General features: G+C 69.4%; 23 protein-coding genes. 13 read left to right on the plus strand and 10 right to left on the minus strand.

The window, feature by feature from the left end:
• Positions 1–28: 28 nt before the first annotated feature.
• The 4 genes from ACQ7HM_RS02290 (at position 29) to ACQ7HM_RS02305 (ending at position 4477) form a co-directional block, all read left to right on the plus strand.
• Positions 29–799 carry a LamB/YcsF family protein gene (locus ACQ7HM_RS02290; protein ID WP_434214615.1) on the plus strand — a complete coding sequence of 257 codons (771 nt, stop codon included), beginning with the start codon at positions 29–31 and terminating at the stop codon, positions 797–799.
• Positions 799–2352, plus strand: coding sequence for an AMP-binding protein (locus tag ACQ7HM_RS02295; RefSeq protein WP_434214616.1), 1554 nt, complete (start codon positions 799–801; stop codon positions 2350–2352). The genes ACQ7HM_RS02290 and ACQ7HM_RS02295 overlap by 1 nt, the downstream gene beginning before the upstream one ends.
• On the plus strand, positions 2349–3068 hold the full coding sequence (locus ACQ7HM_RS02300; protein WP_434214617.1) for a class I SAM-dependent methyltransferase: 720 nt from the start codon (positions 2349–2351) through the stop codon (positions 3066–3068). The genes ACQ7HM_RS02295 and ACQ7HM_RS02300 overlap by 4 nt, the downstream gene beginning before the upstream one ends.
• Positions 3069–3184: 116 nt before the next feature.
• Entirely contained in the window at positions 3185–4477 is a 1293-nt protein-coding gene (locus tag ACQ7HM_RS02305; RefSeq protein WP_434214618.1) for an HNH endonuclease, read from the plus strand.
• A gap of 5 nt (positions 4478–4482) precedes the next feature.
• Here ACQ7HM_RS02305 and ACQ7HM_RS02310 read toward each other — a convergent pair whose 3' ends face one another.
• From ACQ7HM_RS02310 to ACQ7HM_RS02335, 6 genes are all read right to left on the minus strand, one after another.
• Positions 4483–4887 carry a hypothetical protein gene (locus ACQ7HM_RS02310; RefSeq protein ID WP_434214619.1) on the minus strand — a complete coding sequence of 135 codons (405 nt, stop codon included), beginning with the start codon at positions 4885–4887 and terminating at the stop codon, positions 4483–4485.
• 111 nt (positions 4888–4998) lie between these two features.
• Complete coding sequence (gene rlmB / locus ACQ7HM_RS02315) at positions 4999–5970, minus strand: 23S rRNA (guanosine(2251)-2'-O)-methyltransferase RlmB (protein ID WP_434214620.1); 972 nt, start codon at positions 5968–5970, stop codon at positions 4999–5001.
• Positions 5970–7361, minus strand: coding sequence for a cysteine--tRNA ligase (gene cysS, locus ACQ7HM_RS02320; protein ID WP_434214621.1), 1392 nt, complete (start codon positions 7359–7361; stop codon positions 5970–5972). The genes rlmB and cysS overlap by 1 nt, the downstream gene beginning before the upstream one ends.
• A gap of 15 nt (positions 7362–7376) precedes the next feature.
• Entirely contained in the window at positions 7377–7844 is a 468-nt protein-coding gene (gene ispF / locus ACQ7HM_RS02325; protein ID WP_434214622.1) for a 2-C-methyl-D-erythritol 2,4-cyclodiphosphate synthase, read from the minus strand.
• On the minus strand, positions 7845–8510 hold the full coding sequence (gene ispD, locus ACQ7HM_RS02330; protein WP_434214623.1) for a 2-C-methyl-D-erythritol 4-phosphate cytidylyltransferase: 666 nt from the start codon (positions 8508–8510) through the stop codon (positions 7845–7847).
• A gap of 17 nt (positions 8511–8527) precedes the next feature.
• A complete protein-coding gene (locus tag ACQ7HM_RS02335; protein WP_434214624.1) occupies positions 8528–9016 on the minus strand; it encodes a CarD family transcriptional regulator in 489 nt (162 codons plus the stop codon).
• A gap of 244 nt (positions 9017–9260) precedes the next feature.
• Here ACQ7HM_RS02335 and ACQ7HM_RS02340 point away from each other — a divergent pair, with 244 nt between their 5' ends.
• Both ACQ7HM_RS02340 and radA read left to right on the plus strand, forming a co-directional pair.
• Positions 9261–9944, plus strand: a complete 684-nt coding sequence (locus ACQ7HM_RS02340; RefSeq protein WP_434214625.1) for a hypothetical protein — start codon at positions 9261–9263, stop codon at positions 9942–9944.
• Between the two features lie 57 nt (positions 9945–10001).
• Positions 10002–11378, plus strand: coding sequence for a DNA repair protein RadA (radA, locus tag ACQ7HM_RS02345; RefSeq protein WP_434214626.1), 1377 nt, complete (start codon positions 10002–10004; stop codon positions 11376–11378).
• Here radA and ACQ7HM_RS02350 read toward each other — a convergent pair.
• Complete coding sequence (locus ACQ7HM_RS02350) at positions 11375–11890, minus strand: PaaI family thioesterase (RefSeq protein WP_434214627.1); 516 nt, start codon at positions 11888–11890, stop codon at positions 11375–11377. The two genes, radA and ACQ7HM_RS02350, sit on opposite strands and share 4 nt — an antisense overlap.
• Positions 11891–11958: 68 nt before the next feature.
• On the opposite strand from ACQ7HM_RS02350, the gene disA reads away from it, so the two are divergent.
• Positions 11959–13041 (plus strand): DNA integrity scanning diadenylate cyclase DisA, encoded by a 1083-nt coding sequence (gene disA, locus ACQ7HM_RS02355; RefSeq protein WP_434214628.1) that lies wholly within the window; start codon positions 11959–11961, stop codon positions 13039–13041.
• A gap of 21 nt (positions 13042–13062) precedes the next feature.
• On the opposite strand, the gene ACQ7HM_RS02360 is transcribed toward disA, so the two are convergent.
• Both ACQ7HM_RS02360 and ACQ7HM_RS02365 read right to left on the minus strand, forming a co-directional pair.
• The gene (locus tag ACQ7HM_RS02360; RefSeq protein WP_434214629.1) at positions 13063–13833 is read right to left on the minus strand and encodes a hypothetical protein; all 771 of its coding nucleotides are present in this window, start codon (positions 13831–13833) and stop codon (positions 13063–13065) included.
• A 71-nt stretch (positions 13834–13904) separates the two neighbouring features.
• On the minus strand, positions 13905–14555 hold the full coding sequence (locus ACQ7HM_RS02365; RefSeq protein WP_434214630.1) for a carbonic anhydrase: 651 nt from the start codon (positions 14553–14555) through the stop codon (positions 13905–13907).
• Here ACQ7HM_RS02365 and ACQ7HM_RS02370 point away from each other — a divergent pair.
• Entirely contained in the window at positions 14554–15441 is an 888-nt protein-coding gene (locus tag ACQ7HM_RS02370; RefSeq protein WP_434214631.1) for an A/G-specific adenine glycosylase, read from the plus strand. The genes ACQ7HM_RS02365 and ACQ7HM_RS02370 overlap by 2 nt on opposite strands.
• A gap of 28 nt (positions 15442–15469) precedes the next feature.
• Here ACQ7HM_RS02370 and ACQ7HM_RS02375 read toward each other — a convergent pair whose 3' ends face one another.
• Positions 15470–16294 (minus strand): alpha/beta fold hydrolase, encoded by an 825-nt coding sequence (locus ACQ7HM_RS02375; protein WP_434214632.1) that lies wholly within the window; start codon positions 16292–16294, stop codon positions 15470–15472.
• On the opposite strand from ACQ7HM_RS02375, the gene mhuD reads away from it, so the two are divergent.
• The 5 genes from mhuD (at position 16293) to ACQ7HM_RS02400 (ending at position 20068) form a co-directional block, all read left to right on the plus strand.
• On the plus strand, positions 16293–16598 hold the full coding sequence (mhuD, locus tag ACQ7HM_RS02380) for a mycobilin-forming heme oxygenase MhuD (protein WP_434214633.1): 306 nt from the start codon (positions 16293–16295) through the stop codon (positions 16596–16598). The two genes, ACQ7HM_RS02375 and mhuD, sit on opposite strands and share 2 nt — an antisense overlap.
• A 68-nt stretch (positions 16599–16666) precedes the next feature.
• A complete protein-coding gene (locus tag ACQ7HM_RS02385; protein WP_434214634.1) occupies positions 16667–17095 on the plus strand; it encodes a GNAT family N-acetyltransferase in 429 nt (142 codons plus the stop codon).
• A gap of 74 nt (positions 17096–17169) precedes the next feature.
• Complete coding sequence (locus ACQ7HM_RS02390; RefSeq protein ID WP_434214635.1) at positions 17170–17814, plus strand: LON peptidase substrate-binding domain-containing protein; 645 nt, start codon at positions 17170–17172, stop codon at positions 17812–17814.
• Positions 17815–17891: 77 nt separating this feature from the next.
• The gene (locus ACQ7HM_RS02395; RefSeq protein WP_434214636.1) at positions 17892–19394 is read left to right on the plus strand and encodes an aldehyde dehydrogenase; all 1503 of its coding nucleotides are present in this window, start codon (positions 17892–17894) and stop codon (positions 19392–19394) included.
• Between the two features lie 110 nt (positions 19395–19504).
• The gene (locus ACQ7HM_RS02400; protein ID WP_434214637.1) at positions 19505–20068 is read left to right on the plus strand and encodes an FKBP-type peptidyl-prolyl cis-trans isomerase; all 564 of its coding nucleotides are present in this window, start codon (positions 19505–19507) and stop codon (positions 20066–20068) included.
• Position 20069 lies beyond the last annotated feature (1 nt).

Genomic DNA, 20069 nt, shown 5'->3' on the forward strand with positions numbered 1-20069 from the left:
GCTCGACACTAATCGTTACGCTGGGACGATGGCGCAGACCTCGACACGAATCGATCTCAACGCCGACCTCGGCGAGGGCTATGGCGTGTGGCGCCTCGGCGACGACGCCGCGATGCTCGAGGTCGTCACGAGCGCCACCATCGCCTGTGGTTTCCACGCCGGCGATCCCACGTCGCTGCGCGAGACCTGCGCGGCGGCGGTGGCGGCCGGGGTCGCAATCGGGGCGCAGGTGTCCTACCCCGACCGCGTCGGGTTCGGTCGTCGCTTCCTCGACATCGCCCCGGCCGATCTCACCGCCGACGTGATCTATCAGATCGGCGCACTCGAGGGAGTCGCACGCTCGGTCGGCGGGCGAGTCTCCTACGTCAAACCCCATGGCGCCCTGTACAACAGCATCGTCTCCCACGAGGAGCAGGCGCGGGCGGTGGTCGATGCCGTCGTCGCCCTCGACCGCGACCTGCCGCTCTTCGGTCTGCCCGGATCGGTGTCGGTGGGACTGGCGCAGGCGGCCGGGCTCGTCACCGTCGCCGAGGCGTTCGCCGACCGCGCCTACCGCGCCGACGGGTCTCTCGTCCCACGATCCGAACCGGGGGCGGTCATCACCGACACCGACGCGATCTGTGCCCGGGTCCTGCGGATGGTCGTCGACCACGAGGTCGTCGCGGACGACGGCGCGGTCGTGTCGATCGAGGCGTCGACGGTGTGCCTGCACGGTGACACGCCCGGCGCGGTCGATCACGCGCGGGCGGTCGCGGCAACCCTGCGTGCCGAGGGCGTCACCGTCGCTAGAGTGACGTGATGGCCGGTCTCGACACACCACTGACCCCACTGCGCTTCCTCGAGCGAGCCGCCGAGGTGCACCCCGAGGCGGTCGGCATCGTCGACGGCGAGCGACGGTTCACCAACGCCGAGTTCGCCGCCGCCGCACAGGCACTCGCGTCGGCGATCCTCGCCTCCGGGGTCACACCCGGCGAGCGCGTGGCGTTCCTCGCCACCAATCGCGCCGAGTTGTTGATCGCCCACTTCGGCGTCCCGTTGGCCGGCGCGGTGCTGGTCGCGGTCAACACACGCCTGTCACCCGACGAGATCGCCTACATCTGCGAGCACTCGGGCGCGAAGATCCTCGTCGGCGAATCCGACCTGCTCGCTCCGTTGGCCGATCTGCCGGTCGACGAGGTCGTCGACCTCGACGCGGGGTACGACGCGTTCCTCGCCCGCGGCACCGGCGATCGGTTGCCGTGGGAGGTCGAGGACGAGACCGCCACGATCACCATCAACTACACCTCGGGTACCACCGGACGCCCCAAGGGCGTGATGTACACCCACCGCGGCGCCTACCTCAACGCGCTCGCCGAGGTGGTGCACCAGGGCTTCGCGCACGACAGTCGCTACCTGTGGACGCTGCCGATGTTCCACTGCAACGGCTGGTGCACCACGTGGGCGGTGACCGCGGTGTCCGGACGGCACATCTGCCTGCGGGCCGTGCGAGGTGACGACATCTGGCGGCTCATCGACACCGAGGGTGTCGACCACCTGTGTGGTGCCCCCACCGTCTTGTCGACGTTGGCCACGGCGCCGGAGTCCCACCAGCTCGACGGCCCGTTGACCGTCGTCACCGCCGGCGCACCGCCCAGCCCGACCGTCGTCGGGCAGATCCGCTCTCTGGGAGCCACTCTCGTCCACGTCTACGGACTCACCGAGACCTACGGCCCCTATTCGATCTGCGAACCCCAGGACTCGTGGGCCGACCTCGATTCCGACGAACTGAACGTCGTCATGTCACGGCAGGGTGTGGGGATGGTGACCGCCGACCGGCTGCGCGTGGTGCGCCCCGACGCCGCCGATGACGGTTCACTCGTCGATGTCGAGGCCGACGGTGTCGAGATGGGCGAGATCGTGATGCGCGGAAACTGTGTCATGAAGGGCTATTTCGCCGACGATGACGCGACCGCCGAGGCCTTCGCCGGCGGCTGGTTCCACTCGGGTGACCTCGGCGTGATGCACGCCGACGGCTACGTGCAGTTGCTCGACCGGGCCAAGGACGTCGTGATCTCGGGCGGGGAGAACATCTCCACCATCGAGGTCGAACAGGCCCTGGCCAGTCATCCCGCCGTCGCCGACGTCGTCGTGATCGGCGTCGCCGACGACAAGTGGGGTGAACGCCCCAAGGCGTTCGTCGTGCTCGCCGAGGGCACCTCGGTGGAGGCCGAAGAACTGACCGCGCACGTGAAATCGCTCATCGCGTCGTTCAAGGCACCCCGCGACATCGAGTTCACCGACGCCATCCCCCGCACCTCCACCGGCAAGGTCCGCAAGAACGAACTCCGCGATGCGGAGCGCTCTCGGGCGTGAGGCCGGCGGACTTCTATGACCTGTTGAACCCGTGGGACGCCTCCGATGACTTCTATCTCGGCCTGATGATGCGTGCCGATCGGGTGATCGACGTCGGCTGTGGCACAGGCGCTCTGCTCCACCGCGCACGCGAGCACGGTCACGGTGGACATCTCATCGGCATCGACCCCGACGCGGACATGCTCGCCGTTGCCCGCCGGAGAGCCGACATGGACTGGCGGGCGGGCACAGCGGAGGACGTCCCACCCGCCGACGCCGACCTGATCACCATGACCGGTCACGCGTTCCAGACGCTCGTGGAACCGGCCGAACTGGACTCATCTCTCCACGCGATCAGCGACGCGCTCGCCCCGAACGGTCGGTTCGCCTTCGACACCCGCAACCCCGCCGTCGAACCGTGGCGACACTGGGGCGGCGAGTTCACCGTGGTCGACGACACCGGCAGGCAACTCACCGTCGTTCGTGAGGTGGTGACCGCAGAAGCCGGGGTTGTCGAGTTCGACGAGACCTTCTCCATGTCGGGGGAGACCGACCACGTCGTGACACACTCGGCTCTGCGCTTCCTGCAACCGGACGAGGTGCACACCCACCTGTCCGCCGTCGGCCTCACCGTCGAGCAACAATTCGGCGACTGGATGCGTCGTCCGCTCGAGAGCGACAGTCCGGAGATCATCACCATCGCTCGACGTCACATGCTGACATCGGCTGCCTCATAACAGTTCTCCACAGATCACCTTCGCGACCATGGCACTTGTCGGTGGGCGGGTATACACTCGAACCTACATTCGAGAGGTGATTCGGGGGGATCATGACGGCGACTCAGGACACGACAGTGGTTGCACTGCAGTCGTTTCTGTCGTCGCTCACCGAGCTTCCACCCGCCGACAGTGAGACGTCGGCGATCGACCAAATCTCCGTTCTCGAGTCGCTGAAAGCGGCATGTGCTGCTGCGCAGGCGAAGCAGACGATGCGGCTCGAGGAACTGCGCGTCGAGGCCGAGCGTGCGGCGGGCGTACCGGTGGCGCGGCAGGGTCGCGGGCTGGCGGCCGAAGTGGCACTGGCCCGCAAAGCGTCTGGGTCAGCGGGTGGCCGGTATCTCGGTTTTGTGCGGGCGTTGATACGCGAGATGCCGCACACGCGTGCTGCGTTGGCATCCGGTGCGCTCACTGAGTGGCGGGCGACGATCCTCGTGCGGGAGACCGCGCATCTCACCCCACGAGATCGCGGCGAGATCGACCGTCGTATCTGCGCCGCCACGTCGTCACTGGAGGGTGTCGGTGACCGTGCGTTGGATGCCGAGGTGAAAAAGATTGCCTACGCGCTTGATCCGCAGGCCGCCGTCGACCGTCATTCCCTGTCGCAGTCCGACCGGCGCGTCAGTACCCGGCCGGCTCCCGACGGGATGGTGCGACTGTCGGCGTTGCTGCCGTTGGTGTCGGGGATCTCGGTGTACGCGTCGCTGAAGAAGCACGCCGATGCCACCGTCGGCGCCGATGACCGCACCCACGCGCAGGTGATGGCCGACGCCCTCGTCCAACGCGTCACCGGAGCCGCGACGGTTGATGCCCTGCCGGTGGCGGTGAACGTCGTCATGCCCGACGACGTTCTGCTGGGTGACAGCTCCGCCGCGGCGCACGTGCCCGGGTACGGCCCGATCCCCGCCGACACCGCGCGTGGCCTTGTCCGCGAGTCCCTCGATGCTGACGCCGCGACCACACTGCGCCGCCTCTACAAGGCGCCGTCCAGCGGCGCGCTGGTGGCGATGGACTCCACCGCGCGCCTGTTCCCGACCGGACTCAAGCACTTCCTCGAATTCCGCGACCAGTCATGTCGCATCCCGTACTGCGACGCACCGATCGCCGAATACGACCACGCCAAACCACATTCACGAGGCGGTGGGACGTCAGCAGACAACGGCGGTGGCATGTGCGTCAGCCACAATCGCGCCAAACAGAACCCCGGCTGGCATGTGACCACCGACCACGACACCGGCAGACACCTGGCAACAGTCACCACACCCACCGGGCACACCCGTGCCTCCCGGGCACCCGCGCCGCCGGGTCACCACGACCAACCCGTCAGCCCCGTCGAACGACAGCTGCGAGCGCTACTGGACGCTGCCTGACTCCGTCAGTTGTCGTACCTCGGGGTGTAGACCACCGCACCGTTGTTGCCCGGGTTCGGGTCGAGTGTCGACGACACCGCGTACTGGTAGAGCTGCCGTCCGAAGATCCCGCAGTCGATTTGCAGTTTCTTGGCGGTCTGCCCCGGCGCGATGTCGCCGAGGGACACCGGTCCGGGCCCGAAGACACCGGGCGATGTGAGCACGTAGACGTTCCGGGCGATCGCGGGACCGCGGTTGGTGACCGCCAGACCGCAGCTGAACGGCTCGCTCCCGTCCGTTCCCACCAGGTCCGCGGTGACACCCGACGACGAGCCCGTGTCACCGGGCGCCGCCATGGCCGGCGCCGCGACCATCGTGCCCAGCACCGCTGCGGTCACCGCGGGCAACACGAATCCCTTGATCGTTCGCATACCGTGCTCCTCCGAATTCAGCGGTACGGCGATGTACCGCTCGATACGAAGTGTTACTCACGCGAACAAACAAGACAAGCGTTTTATGACGGCCCAGAGATCTGCGGTGCGCTAGACGGCGCGGCGCTGGCGGGCGAACTCGGCCAGCACGACTCCCGCGGCAACCGAGGCGTTGAGGCTCTCCACCGGGCCGGCCATGGGGATCGACAGGATCGAGTCACAGGATTCGCGGACGAGGCGCGAGAGTCCCTTGCCCTCCGAGCCGACCACGATCACCGTGGGGCCGGTGCCGTCGTAGGAGTCGAGTTCGGTGTCACCGTCGGCGTCGAGACCGACGAGCTGCGCACCGTCGGCCGCCCAGTCCTTCAGCGTGCGAGTGAGATTGGCGGCCTGCGCGACCGGCAGACGCGCCGCGGCGCCCGCACTGGTCCGCCACGCCACCGCGGTCACACTCGCGCTGCGACGCTGCGGGATCACGACACCGTGCCCACCGAACGCGGCCACCGAGCGGATCACCGCACCGAGGTTGCGGGGATCGGTGATGTTGTCCAGGGCCACCAGCAGCGGCGGCGTGCCGCTGTCGACGGCGAGCTGCATGAGATCGGACGGGTGGGTGTACCGGTACGGCGGCACCTGCAGGGCGATGCCCTGATGCAACCCGTTGGTGCTCATGCGGTCCAGCTCGGACTTCTGCGCCTCGAGGATCGCGATCCCCTTGTCACCGGCCATCTTCACGGCCTCCGACACCCGCTCGTCCGGCGTTCCGCCGATCATCACGTACAGCGCGGTCGCGGGGACCCCGGCACGCAGGCACTCGACGACGGGGTTACGACCCAAGACGTACTCGGGGCCCTCCTCGTCGCGACGCTTCGCCGCGGTCGACCGCCCACGCCCGGCACCCGTCGCCGACGCGCTCGCGGCCTTCGCCCGCTTGTGCGCGGCGTGATACGGGCGGTCGACGGCCTTGGGCGTCGCGCCGCGGCCCTCGAGCCCGCGCCGCCTGTTGCCACCGGACCCGGCGACCTGACCCTTCTTCGTGCCGTCCTTGCGGACCGCACCTTTGCGTCTCGAATTGCCTGCCATCAGTTGCGCCCCTTCAGATGCCACTGGGCGCCGTCGGCGGTGTCGGTCACGTCGACACCGGCCTGGGCCAGTCGGTCGCGCACCGCGTCCGCGGTGGCGTAGTCCTTGTTCGCACGCGCCGTCGCCCGACGATCCAGCTCGGCGCGGATCAACACGTCGAGGGCCGACACGGCCTGCGAATCGTCGTCGGCGGTGTGCCACTTCTCGTCCAACGGGTCGACCCCGAGCACACCCGTCATCGCGCGCACCGACGACGCGGCGGCCCGTGCGGCCTCGCTGTCGCCGGCCTCGAGGGCGGTGTTGCCTGCACGCACGGTCGTGTGGACCACCGCGAGTGCGGCGGGGACCCCGAGGTCGTCGTCGAGAGCGGCCGCGAAGTCCGCACCCACCTCACCGACGACCACCGGACCGAACCGCGAATCGACCCGCTGCACAAACGATTCGACGCGGCGGTACCCGGCCGCGGCCTCGTTCAACGCGCCCTCGGAGTACTCCAGCATCGACCGGTAGTGCGCACTGCCGAGGTAGTACCGCAGTTCCACCGGACGCACCCGCTGCAGCATCGCCGGGATGGCGACGACGTTGCCGAGCGACTTGCTCATCTTCTCGCCGCCCATGGTGACCCAGCCGTTGTGCAGCCAGTACCGAGCGAAACCGTCACCGGCACCGTGCGATTGGGCGATCTCGTTCTCGTGGTGCGGGAAGATGAGATCCATCCCGCCGCAGTGGATGTCGAACTCGCCACCGAGCAGCGACGTCGCCATCGCCGAGCACTCGAGATGCCAACCCGGCCGACCGGGCCCCCAGGGCGTGGGCCACGACGGCTCACCGGGCTTGGCGGCCTTCCACAGCGTGAAGTCGCGGTCGTCGTGTTTCCCGGTGCCCGCGCTCTCGCCCTGGTGCACGTCGTCGAGACGGTGGCCCGACAACGCGCCGTACTCGGGCAGGCTGCGGACGTCGAAGTAGACGTTGCCGTCGGAGGCGTAGGCGTGGCCGCGGTCGATCAGTCGTTCCATGTACTCCACCATCTGGGTGATGAAGCCGGTGGCGCGCGGCTCGGCCGACGGCGGCAGCACGCCGAGTGCGTCGTACGCCGCGGAGAACGCTCGTTCGTGGGTGGCGGCCCACTCCCACCACGGACGGTCGGCGTCGGCGGCCTTGGTCAGGATCTTGTCGTCGATGTCGGTGACGTTGCGGACGAAGCGGACGTCGAGTCCGGAGTGCAGCAGCCAGCGCCGCAGGATGTCGAACGCGATACCGCTGCGGACGTGACCGATGTGCGGGACGCCCTGCACGGTGGCACCGCAGAGGTACACCGATGCCTGTCCGGCGTGCAGCGGCGCGAAATCACGCACGTCACGCGCGGCGGTGTCGTACAGGCGAAGGGTCACGACGTGCGATCCTACTCAGTCGGCGACGAGCAGCAGTGCGGTGGCGACCGCGGCGACACCCTCGCCGCGCCCGGTCAGGCCCAGTCCGTCGGTGGTGGTCGCCGACACCGACACCGGTCCCCCGGCCAGATCCGACAGCAACTGCTGCGCGGCCTCGCGGCGCGGACCGATCTTCGGCCGGTTGCCGATCACCTGCACCGCGGCGTTGCCGACGGTGAAACCGGCGTCGTGCACGAGCCCGCGCACGTGGGTCAACATGGTGGCGCCGTCCACGCCGTCCCATTCGGGACGACCGGTGCCGAAGACCGCACCGAGGTCACCGAGACCCGCCGCCGACAGCAGCGCGTCGCACAGGGCGTGGATCCCGACGTCACCGTCGGAGTGGCCCTCGCACCCGTCGTCGTCGGGGAAGTGCAGACCCACCATCCAGCAGGGCTTGCCCGACTGGACGGGGTGGACGTCGGTACCGATCCCCACGCGCATCTAGCGGACTCCTGTCGACTCGAGCAGCATGCGGGCGATCCGTAGATCCCAGGCGGTGGTGATCTTGAAGGCCATCAGGTCGCCGGGCACCACGTGAACGGCGTAGCCGGCGGCCTCGGCGAGGCCGGCGTCGTCGGTGGCGTCACCGGCGGCGGCATGCGCGCGCCGTAACGCCTCGGGCCGGAATCCCTGGGGGGTCTGCACCGCGCGTAGAGGTGTGCGGTCGACGGTGGCGACGACGGTCTCGGCGGAATCGACCCGTTTGAGGGTGTCGGTGACCGGGACGGCGGGCACCACGACATCGGAGCCGGTGGTCACCGCGTCGATCACCCGGGTGAACACCTCGGGCGGGGTGAGGGCGCGGGCGGCGTCGTGGATCAGCACCACATCCGACGCCGACGGGCCCACCTCGGTGAGGCACGCACGGACCGAGTCGCTCCGCACCGACCCGCCGACCACCACGTGGACACGCGGCAGCATCGAACGGGTCGTGTCGAGGAGTTCGGCGGGGACGGCCACGACGACCTCGTCGACGCCGGCGGCCAACACACCGTCCACCGATCGCTCGAGGATGGTGCGACCACCGAGGTCGACGAACGCCTTGGGAATCCCCGCACCCAACCGGGTGCCCGATCCCGCAGCCGGGATCAGCGCGACGGTCGTCACGGGTGGGACTCCGCGGCCTAGGAGGCGGCTGCGAAGACCTCGTCGAGGAGGAGGTCCGCCTTGGCGTGGTCGGTGCCCTGGGCGAGCGACAGCTCGTCGACGAGGACACGACGGGCGCGGGTCAGCATGCGCTTCTCGCCCGCGGACAGACCGCGGTCCTGCTCGCGACGCCAGAGGTCACGGACGATCTCCGAGACCTTGATGATGTCGCCGGAGATGAGCTTCTCCTGGTTGGCCTTGAACCGGCGGGCCCAGTTGGTGGGCTCCTCGGTGTGCGGGGCACGCAACACGTCGAACACCTTGTGCAGACCCTCCGACCCGACGACGTCGCGGACTCCGACGTACTCGAGCTTGGTGGACGGGATCTGGACGGTCATGTCACCGTCGGCGATCTTCAGGACGACGTACTCGACCTGCTCTCCCTTGATGGTGCGGACGACGATGTCTTCGACCTTCGCTGCACCGTGATGGGGGTATACAACGGTGTCACCGACTTTGAAATTCAATGTTCCAAGCCCCTTTCGATCTGCCCAGTCTAACACGGGGCTGTTTCGCACATCACACAACAGTGCAGGTCAGCGGCCTACCAGCAGCGATCGCCCGTGAAGTGTCGATGATCGGACCACGGCACCCCCGCGGTGGGAGACGCCAATTCGCCACCCGAACGCGCCCGAAGCGGTCACGGCCACTACGCTCCGTAGTGCAAGATCGGCGCGACCCACCAGGGTCCCAGGCTGAAGAGGAAACCCGGTGTCAGTGCTCACTTCCGCGAAGGTCCCCGCTCGCACCCCCGGCCGCCGCGCGGCGCGCGCCGTGGCCATCGCAGCGCTGGGCGGCGCACTCGCGCTCGGTGTCTCGGCCTGCGGCGCCGGTCAGATCGCGCAGACCGCGAACCAGCAGGCCGCGGTCAACGGGTCGTCGGCCACCCTCGGCGACATCGCCCTGCGCGACGTCCACATCGTCTTCCCGAGCCAGGGCACCCAGGCCTTCGCCAACGGCAGCCCCCTCGAGGTCGCGTTCCTCATCTCCAACAACAGCCCGTACCGCGACGACAAGCTCGAGTCGATCACGCTGCCCGGCGGCGGCAGCGTCTCGTTCTCCGGCGCCACCGACATCCCGGCCACGAAGTCGCTGCGCGCGGGCCAGCCCTCGCAGCTCCTTGTCGCCGCCGAGTCGTCGGTCACCTCTGCCTCGCCGACCAGCCCGTCCGCACCGGACAACAACGCGGCCGATCCCAGCGAGACCCGTATCACCGTGACCGTGAGCGGCTACGGCAAGCAGATCACCCCGGGCCTCACCGTGCCGATGGAGTTCACCTTCGCCCAGGCCGGCAAGACCACGGTCCGCGTGCCCATCGACGCCGGGTCGGAGCTGCAGCGTCGTGCCGACCAGCTGCTCAACCCCGAGTCGCAGGAAGAGGGCGGCGAGGGCTGATCCGCCCCGGATCCGTCCCACCCGCTCCTGTCACACCCCGCCTCTAGAGTCTCCCGGGTGGCCAAACCCCGTACGTCCTACCGCTGCCGGTCGTGTGGTCACTCATCCGCGAAATGGGTCGGACGATGCCCCGAGTGCGGTGAGTGGGGGTCGATCGACGAGGTGGCGACCGCCTCGAGTTCGGCCCGCGGTTCGACCGCCGTCGCGCCGTCGTCCCCGGCCCGCCGCATCACCGAGATCGACCCGACCGCCGCCGCGGCCTTCCCGACCGGCATCGGTGAACTCGATCGTGTGCTCGGCGCGGGTGTCGTACCGGGCTCGGTGGTGCTGCTCGCGGGCGAACCCGGCGTCGGGAAGTCGACGCTGCTGCTCGAGGCCGTCAAACGCTGGGCCGAACAGGGCAAGCGGTCGCTCTACGTCACCGGCGAGGAATCCGCGGCGCAGGTGCGGCTGCGCGCCGAACGCACCGGCGCCGTCCACCCCGAGGTGTTCCTCGCCGCCGAATCCGACCTCGACACCGTGCTCGGCCACGCCGAACAGGTCGCACCGACGCTCATGATCGTCGACTCGGTGCAGACGATGGTCGCCTCGGGATCCGACGGCGTCAACGGCGGTGTCACGCAGATCCGTTCGGTCACCACCGCGCTCACGTCCCTGGCGAAGAACACCGGCATCGCGATCGTCCTCGTCGGTCACGTCACCAAGGACGGTGCGGTCGCCGGTCCGCGATCCCTGGAACATCTCGTCGACGTGGTGCTGGCGTTCGAGGGCGACAAGCACTCGTCGCTGCGCATGGTCCGCGGCATCAAGAACCGGTTCGGCGCATCGGATGAGGTCGGCTGTTTCGAGCAACGCGGTGACGGCATCCACGAGGTGCCCGACCCGTCCGGACTGTTCCTGCACCATCGCGACTCCGATGTGCCCGGCACCGCCATCACCGTGGCCATGGACGGTAAGCGGCCGATGGTGGGTGAGGTGCAGGCGTTGGTCGCGCCGACGCAGAACGGGTCACCACGCCGCGCCGTGAGCGGTCTGGACTCGCAGCGTGTGGCGATGATCCTCGCGGTCCTCGAGGGACGGATCGCGGTGAAGGTGTCCGACGTGGAGGTCTACGTCGCGACCGTCGGCGGGATGAAACTCACCGAACCCGCGGCCGACCTCGCGGTAGCGCTCGCCGTCGGATCCATCGTCCGCAAGAAGGCCCTGCCGCGCTCGACGGTCGCGATCGGCGAGGTCGGACTGGCCGGCGAGGTCCGCCGCGTCGCCGGCGTCGGACGGCGGGTGGCCGAGGCCAAGCGCCTGGGGTTCCGACACGCGATCGTGCCCGCCGGATCCCCCGACCTGCCCCAGGGCATCAAGATCACCGAGGTCGCCGACCTGCACGAGGCTGTGCGCGCGGCGCTGGTGACCAGCGTGGACACGTACACCTTCTAACCAACCTTCTGACCCAGGTCCCGCGTCGGACCGAAATGGGCGTGCGGGTCGACGATCACGAACAACCCGTGCGCACCGGCGACGGGGTCGCCGGCGGGTCCATCGGAGTCGAGCACCGTCGCGGTCGCCTCGGCGTAGACCTGGCGACGACGGGTGCCGAGCACCCGTGCCCCCACGCGCAGGCGGGTGCCGATGGGGATGGGTCGGGCGTAGTCGATGTCGAGCACCACGGTGACCGCGGTGAGGCCCAGGAGCATGAGGCACAGGCCCATCGACTCGTCGAACACGGTCGCCAGGATGCCGCCGTGGATAACGCCGGGACCGCCCTCGAATCGTGGCTCCACCAGCAGATCACCGGTCGCGGTGACACCCTCGCCCGCGGTCATCGACACGTGCAGACCGTGCGGCGAACGGGGGCCGCAGCCGTAACACATCGGGTTGTGCGGGGGGATCGTGTCACCGGGGGCGACGACGCCGTCGCCGCGGCGGGCCTCGTCCAGATCGTCGGGCACGACAAAGGTTGTTCTCACCCGCAGTTAATCTAGTGCACGGTAAACGCCCGTAACGAAAGGCTGTCGCGATGGTGGACACGGCGCACGGCGATCTCCTGCGCGACACGATCGGTCGGGTGGCACCCGGTACCGGACTACGCGACGGTCTCGAACGGATCCTGCGTGGGCGCACCGGTGCGCTGATCGTGCTGGGGTACGACGAACTCGTCGAACGCATCTGTGACGGCGGTTTCCATCTCGACGTCGAGTTCGCGCCGACCCGTCTGCGTGAGCTGTCGAAAATGGATGGGGCGGTGGTCCTCTCGACCGACGGCACCCGAATCCTGCGCGCCAACGTGCAATTGGTGCCCGATCCGTCGATCCCCACCGAGGAGTCGGGCACCCGACACCGCGCCGCCGAGCGCACCGCGATCCAGACCGGGCACCCGGTGATCTCGGTGAGTGCGTCGATGTCGATCGTGAGTGCCTACGTCGACGGCATCCGGCACGTGGTGGAGGGGTCCGACCCGATCCTGTCGCGTGCCAACCTCGCGGTGGCGACGTTGCAGCGCTACAAGACCCGACTCGACGAGGTCAGTGCCGCGCTGTCGCGCGCCGAGATCGAGGACTACGTGTCGCTGCGCGAGGCGATGACCGCCGTGCAACGCATGGAGATGGTGCGTCGGGTGTCGGTGGAGATCGAACAGTACGTGCTCGAACTCGGCGCCAACGGGCGCCAGTTGTCCCTGCAGCTCGAAGAACTCGTCGGCGACAACGACTCGATGCGCGAACTCGTGGTGCGCGACTACTACTCGAGCCCGGAACCCGCGACCATCGAGGAGGTGCGACAGGCGCTCGAGGCGATCGAGGCCCTCAACGACACCGACCTCCTGGACTCGACCCTGCTCGCAGGCGCCTTCGGCTACCCGACCACCCTCGACGCGCAGGACACCACGATGAGCCCGCGCGGCTACCGTCTGCTGGCCCGTATCTCGGGGTTGCAGTTCGCCCACCTCGACCGTCTGGTGCGCAGCTACGGGACGCTGCAGTCGTTGCTGGCGACGAGCGCGTCGGATCTGCAGGCCATCGACGGCATCGGCGAGATCTGGGCCCGACACATCCGAGAAGGCCTGTCGCGTCTGGCCGAGACGACCATCGAGCGGTTCGACTAGACCCTCGCCGAGAGCGGCGCGTTACTGGCGCGGCGGGTCGGCGAAGTTGAACGTGATGGGGGCGCTCTGCTTCTCCCCCAGCGACCCGACGGCCTGATACGGCCCGGCCACGGCCACGCGGCGCGGCGTCTTGCAACCCGGCGTGCTGGTGGTGCCCGACCACACGATGGTGTCCTTGAACTGCTGCGCCGGCTTGAGCAACTGGTTGTTGACCGTGTTGATCGGCGAGCAGTCGGTCGCCGACCAGATGTAGCGGGTGCCGTCGAGGCTGCGCACAGTCACGTTCTGCATGTCCTTGCCGACGTCACGGGTGCACTCGGCGAGTCCTGCGTTGGTGATGACGATCGTGAAGACCGGCTTGTCGCCGACGGTGTAGGTCGGCTTGTCGGTGTAGAGGACCGCCGAGATGTTCTGGTCGGGGCACAGACCGCTGGCGGGCACCGCCGTCGGTGCGGCCGACGACGAGGACGACGCACCGGGCACCACGCCCGAGGCCGCCGATCCCGACGCCTGCGTCTGGCCGGGGACGCCGTTGCCCCCCGAACCCGACCCGCCGGAACCGCCCGACCCGCCTGCGATGCTCTCCGAGGCGTCGGCGCTCGAGGGCACCGAGGTCAGCGACGGGCTCGACGACACACTCGCGCTGGTGTTCGTGGGGGACTCGTCGGAACCGCCGGAGGCCCAGATGATCAGACCGATCACGACGACGAGCGCGAGGACCACCACGCCGACCGCGAGCGCGCGCCGACGCCAGTAGATCTCGGGTGGCAGCGGGCCCTGCGGTTCCAACACACACCAACGCTAACGGTCGAGGGGGCCGCCCCGTCCGACCCGCGGCGGCGTGTCGCCGCCGCGGGTGCACATCACACCGTGGGCAGGGCGTGATCGTGGTCGGGCTGGTCGTCGACCTGACCGATGGCCTCGCGGAGGTACGCGCGGCCCTCGGCGAGGCTGTAGGTGAGGCCGACGATGCCCAGGGTCCCTGCCTCGATCGCGTCAGCGATGATCTGGCTGCGATCGGTGAGGAGTTTGGTGGTCTCCTGGACGTGGCGCGCCTCGAACTCGTCGACGCGCGTGAGTCCCTCGGCCTTGCCGGCCAGGACACTGGGCGTCACCTTCTCCACGACGTCGCGGATGTAGCCACCCGGGATCTGCGCCTCGTCGACGGCCTTGATGGTGGCGCCGACCGCGCCGCAGCTGTCGTGGCCGAGCACGGCGATCAACGACACCTTGAGGACGGCTACCGCGAACTCGATCGACCCGAGCACGGCGGAGTCGATGGCCTGCCCGGCGGTGCGGACGACGAAGAGGTCCCCGAGACCCTGGTCGAACACGATCTCCGCGGCGACGCGGGAGTCCGAGCATCCGAAGAGGACGGCCTTGGGGGCCTGCCCACCGGTGAGCCGGGTCCGGTCGTCGATACCCTGACTGGGATGTTTGGGTTCACCACCGACGAATCGGTCATTACCTTCGCGCATCTCGCGCCACGCCTGTGCAGGAGTCATGGTTGCCATGGCTGACATTGTGCCGAATTCGGACGTGACGCGCCGCCTCCTGTCGTGGTTCGACGACCATGAGCGCGATTTGCCCTGGCGCGCAGAGGGAGTCACACCCTGGCAGATCCTGATGAGCGAGATCATGTTGCAGCAGACCCCGGTCGTGCGCGTCACACCGATCTGGCTCGAGTGGGTCGCGCGATGGCCGGTGCCGTCGGCGATGGCCGCCGCCGGCGTCGGCGAGGTGGTGCGCGCCTGGGGCAAGCTCGGTTATCCGCGCCGCGCGATGCGTCTGCACGCCTGTGCGACGGTGCTCGCCGAGGAGCACGGCGACACCGTCCCGTCCGAGGTGGCGACCCTCCTCACCCTGCCCGGCATCGGCGACTACACCGCGCGGGCGATCGCGTGCTTCGCCTTCGGCCGGTCGGTACCGGTGGTCGACATCAACGTCCGCCGCGTCATCGCCCGCGCCCTGCACGGTCGCGACGCCGGCAACCCGACCCGCTCGGACATGGACGACGCGGCCGCCCTGCTGCCCCGGGATCCCGCTGTCGCGCCCCGTTTCTCGGCGGCGTTGATGGAGCTCGGCGCGCTGGTGTGCACCGCCCGCAACCCGCGATGCGGCGATTGCCCACTGCCGCACTGTCTCTGGGTCGAGACCGGACGGCCCGCCCTCGACACCCCACGCAAGGTCCAGAAGTTCGCGGGGACCGACCGCCAGGTCCGCGGCCTCATCCTCGACCAACTCCGTGCCGCCGAGGGTCCGGTCGGACGCGACATCCTCGACGCCGTGTGGCTCACCGACATCGGTCAGCGAGAACGCGCGCTCGACTCGCTGCTCGCCGACGGCCTGATGGAGACCACCTCCGACGGCCGCTTCTGTCTCGCCGGGGAGGGCGACTGACCACACCCGCCGCGGTGGGCGGGCACCCTCAGTCGACCATCGCCGACAGGAACGCCTCGACCGCGCCGCGGTAGATCCCCGGCCGGTCGTCGTGGGCGAGATGCCCGGCACCCGGGATCACGAGATGTCGTGCGTGCGCGTTCACCTCGGCCATGCTCGCCATCTGACCCGGCGGGGTCACACCGCGCTCGGCCTCGAGGAGCAGGGTCGGCGCAGCGACCTGCCGCCACTGCGACCAGAAGTCGCGGCCGCCCCATTCCCCGGCGATGGCGGCGAAGATCTCGACGTCACCGTGCAGGCGACCGTCGTCGAAGGCCTCGAAGAAGTAGCGACCGGCGATCGGTCCGAACATGTCGTCGGCCGCCGACCGCGAGGCGAACCGCTGCGGCCACGAGGCGAACCAGGGCGTCCAGTCGGCGGTCGTGCGACCGCGGAAATCCGGTGCCATGTCCTCGATCACGAGCGCCGACACCAGTTCCGGGTACTGCGCGGCGGTGCACCAGGCGTGCAGCCCACCCATCGAGTGACCGATCAGCACCGCGGGGCCTCGGTCGATCCAGACCAGCGTCTCGGCGACATCGGCGACGAACCGCTCGGTCGCGATCTCGTCGGCGGCGAGATCGTCGATGTCGACCGTGTCGTCGGCGCCGGTGTGGAACGCCGCGTCGACGGTGAACACGCGGCCGTGCCGACGCAACCACGGGATCTGACGCCGCCAGGTGCGTCCGCGGCCCATCAGTCCGTGCAGCAGGACGATCGTCGGGGCATCCGCGCCGCGTTCGGATCCGTGGTCCCGCAGGCCCGTCTCGGCCCACCGCTCCTCGGCTGTCACGACCGATACGATAGCGACCATGGCCGTGGTGAAGATCAACGCGATATCGGTGCCCGAGGGCGCCGGACCCGAGCTCGAGAAGCGGTTCGCGAACCGTGCACACACCGTCGACGGGACGCCGGGCTTCCTCGGCTTCCAGCTGCTGCGCCCGGTGAAGGGCGAGGAGCGCTATTTCGTGGTGACGCAGTGGGAGTCCGACGAGGCGTTCGAGGCGTGGTCGGGCGGACCCGCCCGCGCGGCCCACGCCGGGGAGCGCGCGAACCCGGTGTCGAGCGGCGCCGACCTGCTCGAGTTCGAGGTCGTCCTCGACGCCAAGCCCAGCTGACCCCCGTCGATCGGCGGCCCGCCCCGGTCCGTCTCGCGACCCCCGAGGATGTCCGGGCGCTGGCCGAGGTGCACGTCGACTCCTGGCGCGAGACGTACGTCGGCCTCCTCGCCGCGGACACGATCGCGACCTTCGACGTGGCCGAGCGCGCCGCGATGTGGACGCAGGCCCTCGTCACCTCCCCCACCCCGGGTATGACCACCTGGCTCGCCGAGATGGATGGCGAGATCGTCGGATTCGCCACCTCGGGCCCCCCACGCGCCGAACGCGTCCGGGACATCGAGCTGCGCGGTCTCTACACCCTCGCGCGGACGCACGGAACCGGCCTCGGCGGGGCGCTGCTCGACGCGGCTCTCGGCGACCGGCCGGCGCAGCTGTGGGTCCTGGCCGGCAACGCGCGCGCCCTGGCGTTCTACCGCAAGCACGGCTTCATCGAGGACGGCACGACCGGGGTCTTCGACCGGTGGGACGCCGACGAGGTACGCATGGTCCGCTGACCCGAGCGCTCACGACGGCGACGGCCCCGCGGCGACCGTGGCCGATCCGCACCCCACGGGTCTACCGTTGACCCATGGCAGTGTCCCCCGGTACGCCGACGCCGATGTTCCCGCTCGGCATGGCGCTGCTGCCCGGCGAGATCCTGCCGCTGCAGATCTTCGAGCCGCGGTACCGCGAGATGCTCGCCGAATGCCTCCGGTCCGACGACCCCTCGTTCGGGGTCGTGCTCATCGAACGCGGGCGTGAACTCGGCGGCGGCGACGAGCGCCACCTGGTGGCGACGGATGCGAACATCGTCGAACACCACATCAAGGACGACGGTCGCGCCCTGCTGCGCTGCGTGGGCACCGATCGCATCCGCGTCCGCGAGTGGCTGCCCGACGACCCCTACCCGAGGGCGATCGTCGAGGACTTCCCCGACGAGGCGATCACGACCGTCGGCGACTCGGCGAGCCTGGAGACGCACTACACCGAGGTGGCCGCGAGCATCCGGTCGCTGTTCGAGCTGGTCCGCACGGCGGGGCGCTCGGATGCGACTTTCGACGACACCGTCTACGGCGACGTCGACCGGTCGTTCGGATGGGCCGGGCAACTGCCGCTCGGACAGGCCGACCGCTACGCGATCCTGGCCGCGCCCTCGCCGCTCGAACGAATCGCGGTGCTGTCGGAGGCGGTCGAGTCGGTCACGGCCGCCATCCAGTTCCAGCTGATGGACTGACCGGAACCATAAAACTGGAACGTGTTCTAGTATCGGTGTGAGCAGGACCACCCTCGACCGCACTGGAGCATCCCGCAATGACCGACACCGTCGCGACCGCCCCGTCTGATCCCCGTTCCGATTCCGCGCACGACCACGACACCCTCTACATCGGGGGCACCTGGACCGCGCCGCACTCGACGGCAACGCTCGACGTGTACTCCCCCGCGACCGGCGAGAGGGTGGGTCGCGCCCCCGACGGCGACGCCGTCGACATCGACGCCGCGGTCACCGCGGCCCGACAGGCGTTCACCTCCGGTGTGTGGAGCCGCCGTTCGCCCGCCGAACGCGCCGACGTGCTCGACCGGGTCGCCGACCTCATCGACGAACGCGGCGAAGCAATCGGGGCCCTGGTCTCCGCCGAGATGGGTGCGATGCCGTCCGACGTCGGCATGCTGCAGCAGCTCCCCGGCACCGGCGTGCTGCGCGCCTACGCCGCCGCCGCCCGCGAGTACCCGTGGGTCGAGCACCGCACCGGTCTGTTCGGGACCACCCGCATCGAACGCGAGGGCGTCGGTGTCGTCGGGGCGATCACGGCGTGGAACGTGCCGCTGTTCCTGATGTGCAACAAGCTCGGTCCCGCACTCGCCGCGGGATGCTCGGTGGTGCTCAAACCCGCACCCGAGACACCGATCTCGGCGCTGTACCTCATCGAGATCTTCGCCGAGGCCGGCGTCCCCGAGGGTGTCCTGTCGGTGGTCACCGGCGGTGTCGAGACCGGCAAGGCGCTCGTGGAGCACGCGGGCGTCGACAAGATCACCTTCACCGGGTCCACCGCGGCCGGTCGCGTGATCGGGTCGCGCTGCGGCGCTCTGCTCAAGCGCTGCCAGCTCGAGCTCGGCGGCAAGTCCGCGGCGATCGTGCTCGACGACGTCAACATCGACGAGATCGCCCCGATGCTCGCCTTCTACGGCCTGTTCAACACCGGTCAGGCGTGCGTCGCGCAGACCCGCATCCTGGTGCCGCGCTCGCGTCACGACGAGATCGTCGACGCCGTCGTCGCGGCCGCCGCGGCGATGACCCCGGGCAAGCCCGGTGACCCCGAGGCGCGACTCGGCCCGATCATCACCGAGAAGCAACGCGACAAGATCGAGGGCTACATCCGCACCGGTACCGAGCAGGGTGCCACCCTGGCCCTCGACGGTGGTCGACCCGAGGGGCTCGAATCGGGATACTTCCTCAGCCCCACGGTGTTCACCGGCGTCACCAACGACATGACCATCGCGCGCGAGGAGATCTTCGGGCCGGTGCTGTCGATCATCGACTACGACACCGTCGACGAGGCCGTCGACATCGCCAACGACTCCGAATACGGTCTCGCCGGCGCGATCTGGACGGCCGACGTCGAACGCGGCATCGAACTCGCCGGCCGGATCCGCACGGGCACCCTCGGCATCAACTGGTACGCGATCGACCCCGCCTCGCCGTTCGGTGGCTACAAGAACTCCGGCATCGGACGCGAGAACGGTCGGGAGGGGCTCGAGTCGTACCTCGAGCACAAGTCGATCATCCTCCCGATGGGCTACACCCCGGAGAGCTGACGGCGTCTGCTGCGCTACCGTCGGAGCGACATCTCATCCCCGACGAAACGGAAAAACCTGTGCGGCGAAGTGTGACGATCTCGAGTTCGGTTCTCGCAGCGTGTGTCGCGATGGGTGTCCTCGCCGGATGTGGTGACGACTCCTCGGATTCGGCCTCGGCCTCCACCTCGGCCACCGCGACGGCGTCGGCCACCGAGACCGCCGATGCGACCGACGGCGCCGCGCAGGCGACCACCCCTGCCGCGGCACCCCGCAGCGGTACGCCCGGGTCGGCGGGTATCCCGGCGATCACCGAGAACGCCACCGACACCTCGAAGGAGGCGAAGATCGCGGCGGGCACCGGGACCCCGTCGGCGGATCTGTTGATCGCCGATCTGGTCGCCGGCAACGGGAAGGTCGCCGCATCGGGCGACACCGTCAACGTGCGCTACACCGGCGCCCTCTACGCCAACGGCGAGGTGTTCGACGCCTCGTGGAAGAGCGGCGACGCGCCCGTCGAGTTCCCGCTCGACCAGGTGGTCCCGGGCTTCGCCCAGGGCATCGAGGGCATGAAGATCGGCGGCCGCCGCGAGATCGTGATCCCGCCCGCGCTGGGCTACGGCGCCTCCGATTCCGGTCCCATCCCCGGCGGGTCGACCCTCGTGTTCGTGGTCGACCTGGTCGGCATCAGCTGAT

Source organism: Williamsia sp. MIQD14 (assembly GCF_051025635.1).
GTDB lineage: Bacteria > Actinomycetota > Actinomycetes > Mycobacteriales > Mycobacteriaceae > Williamsia_A.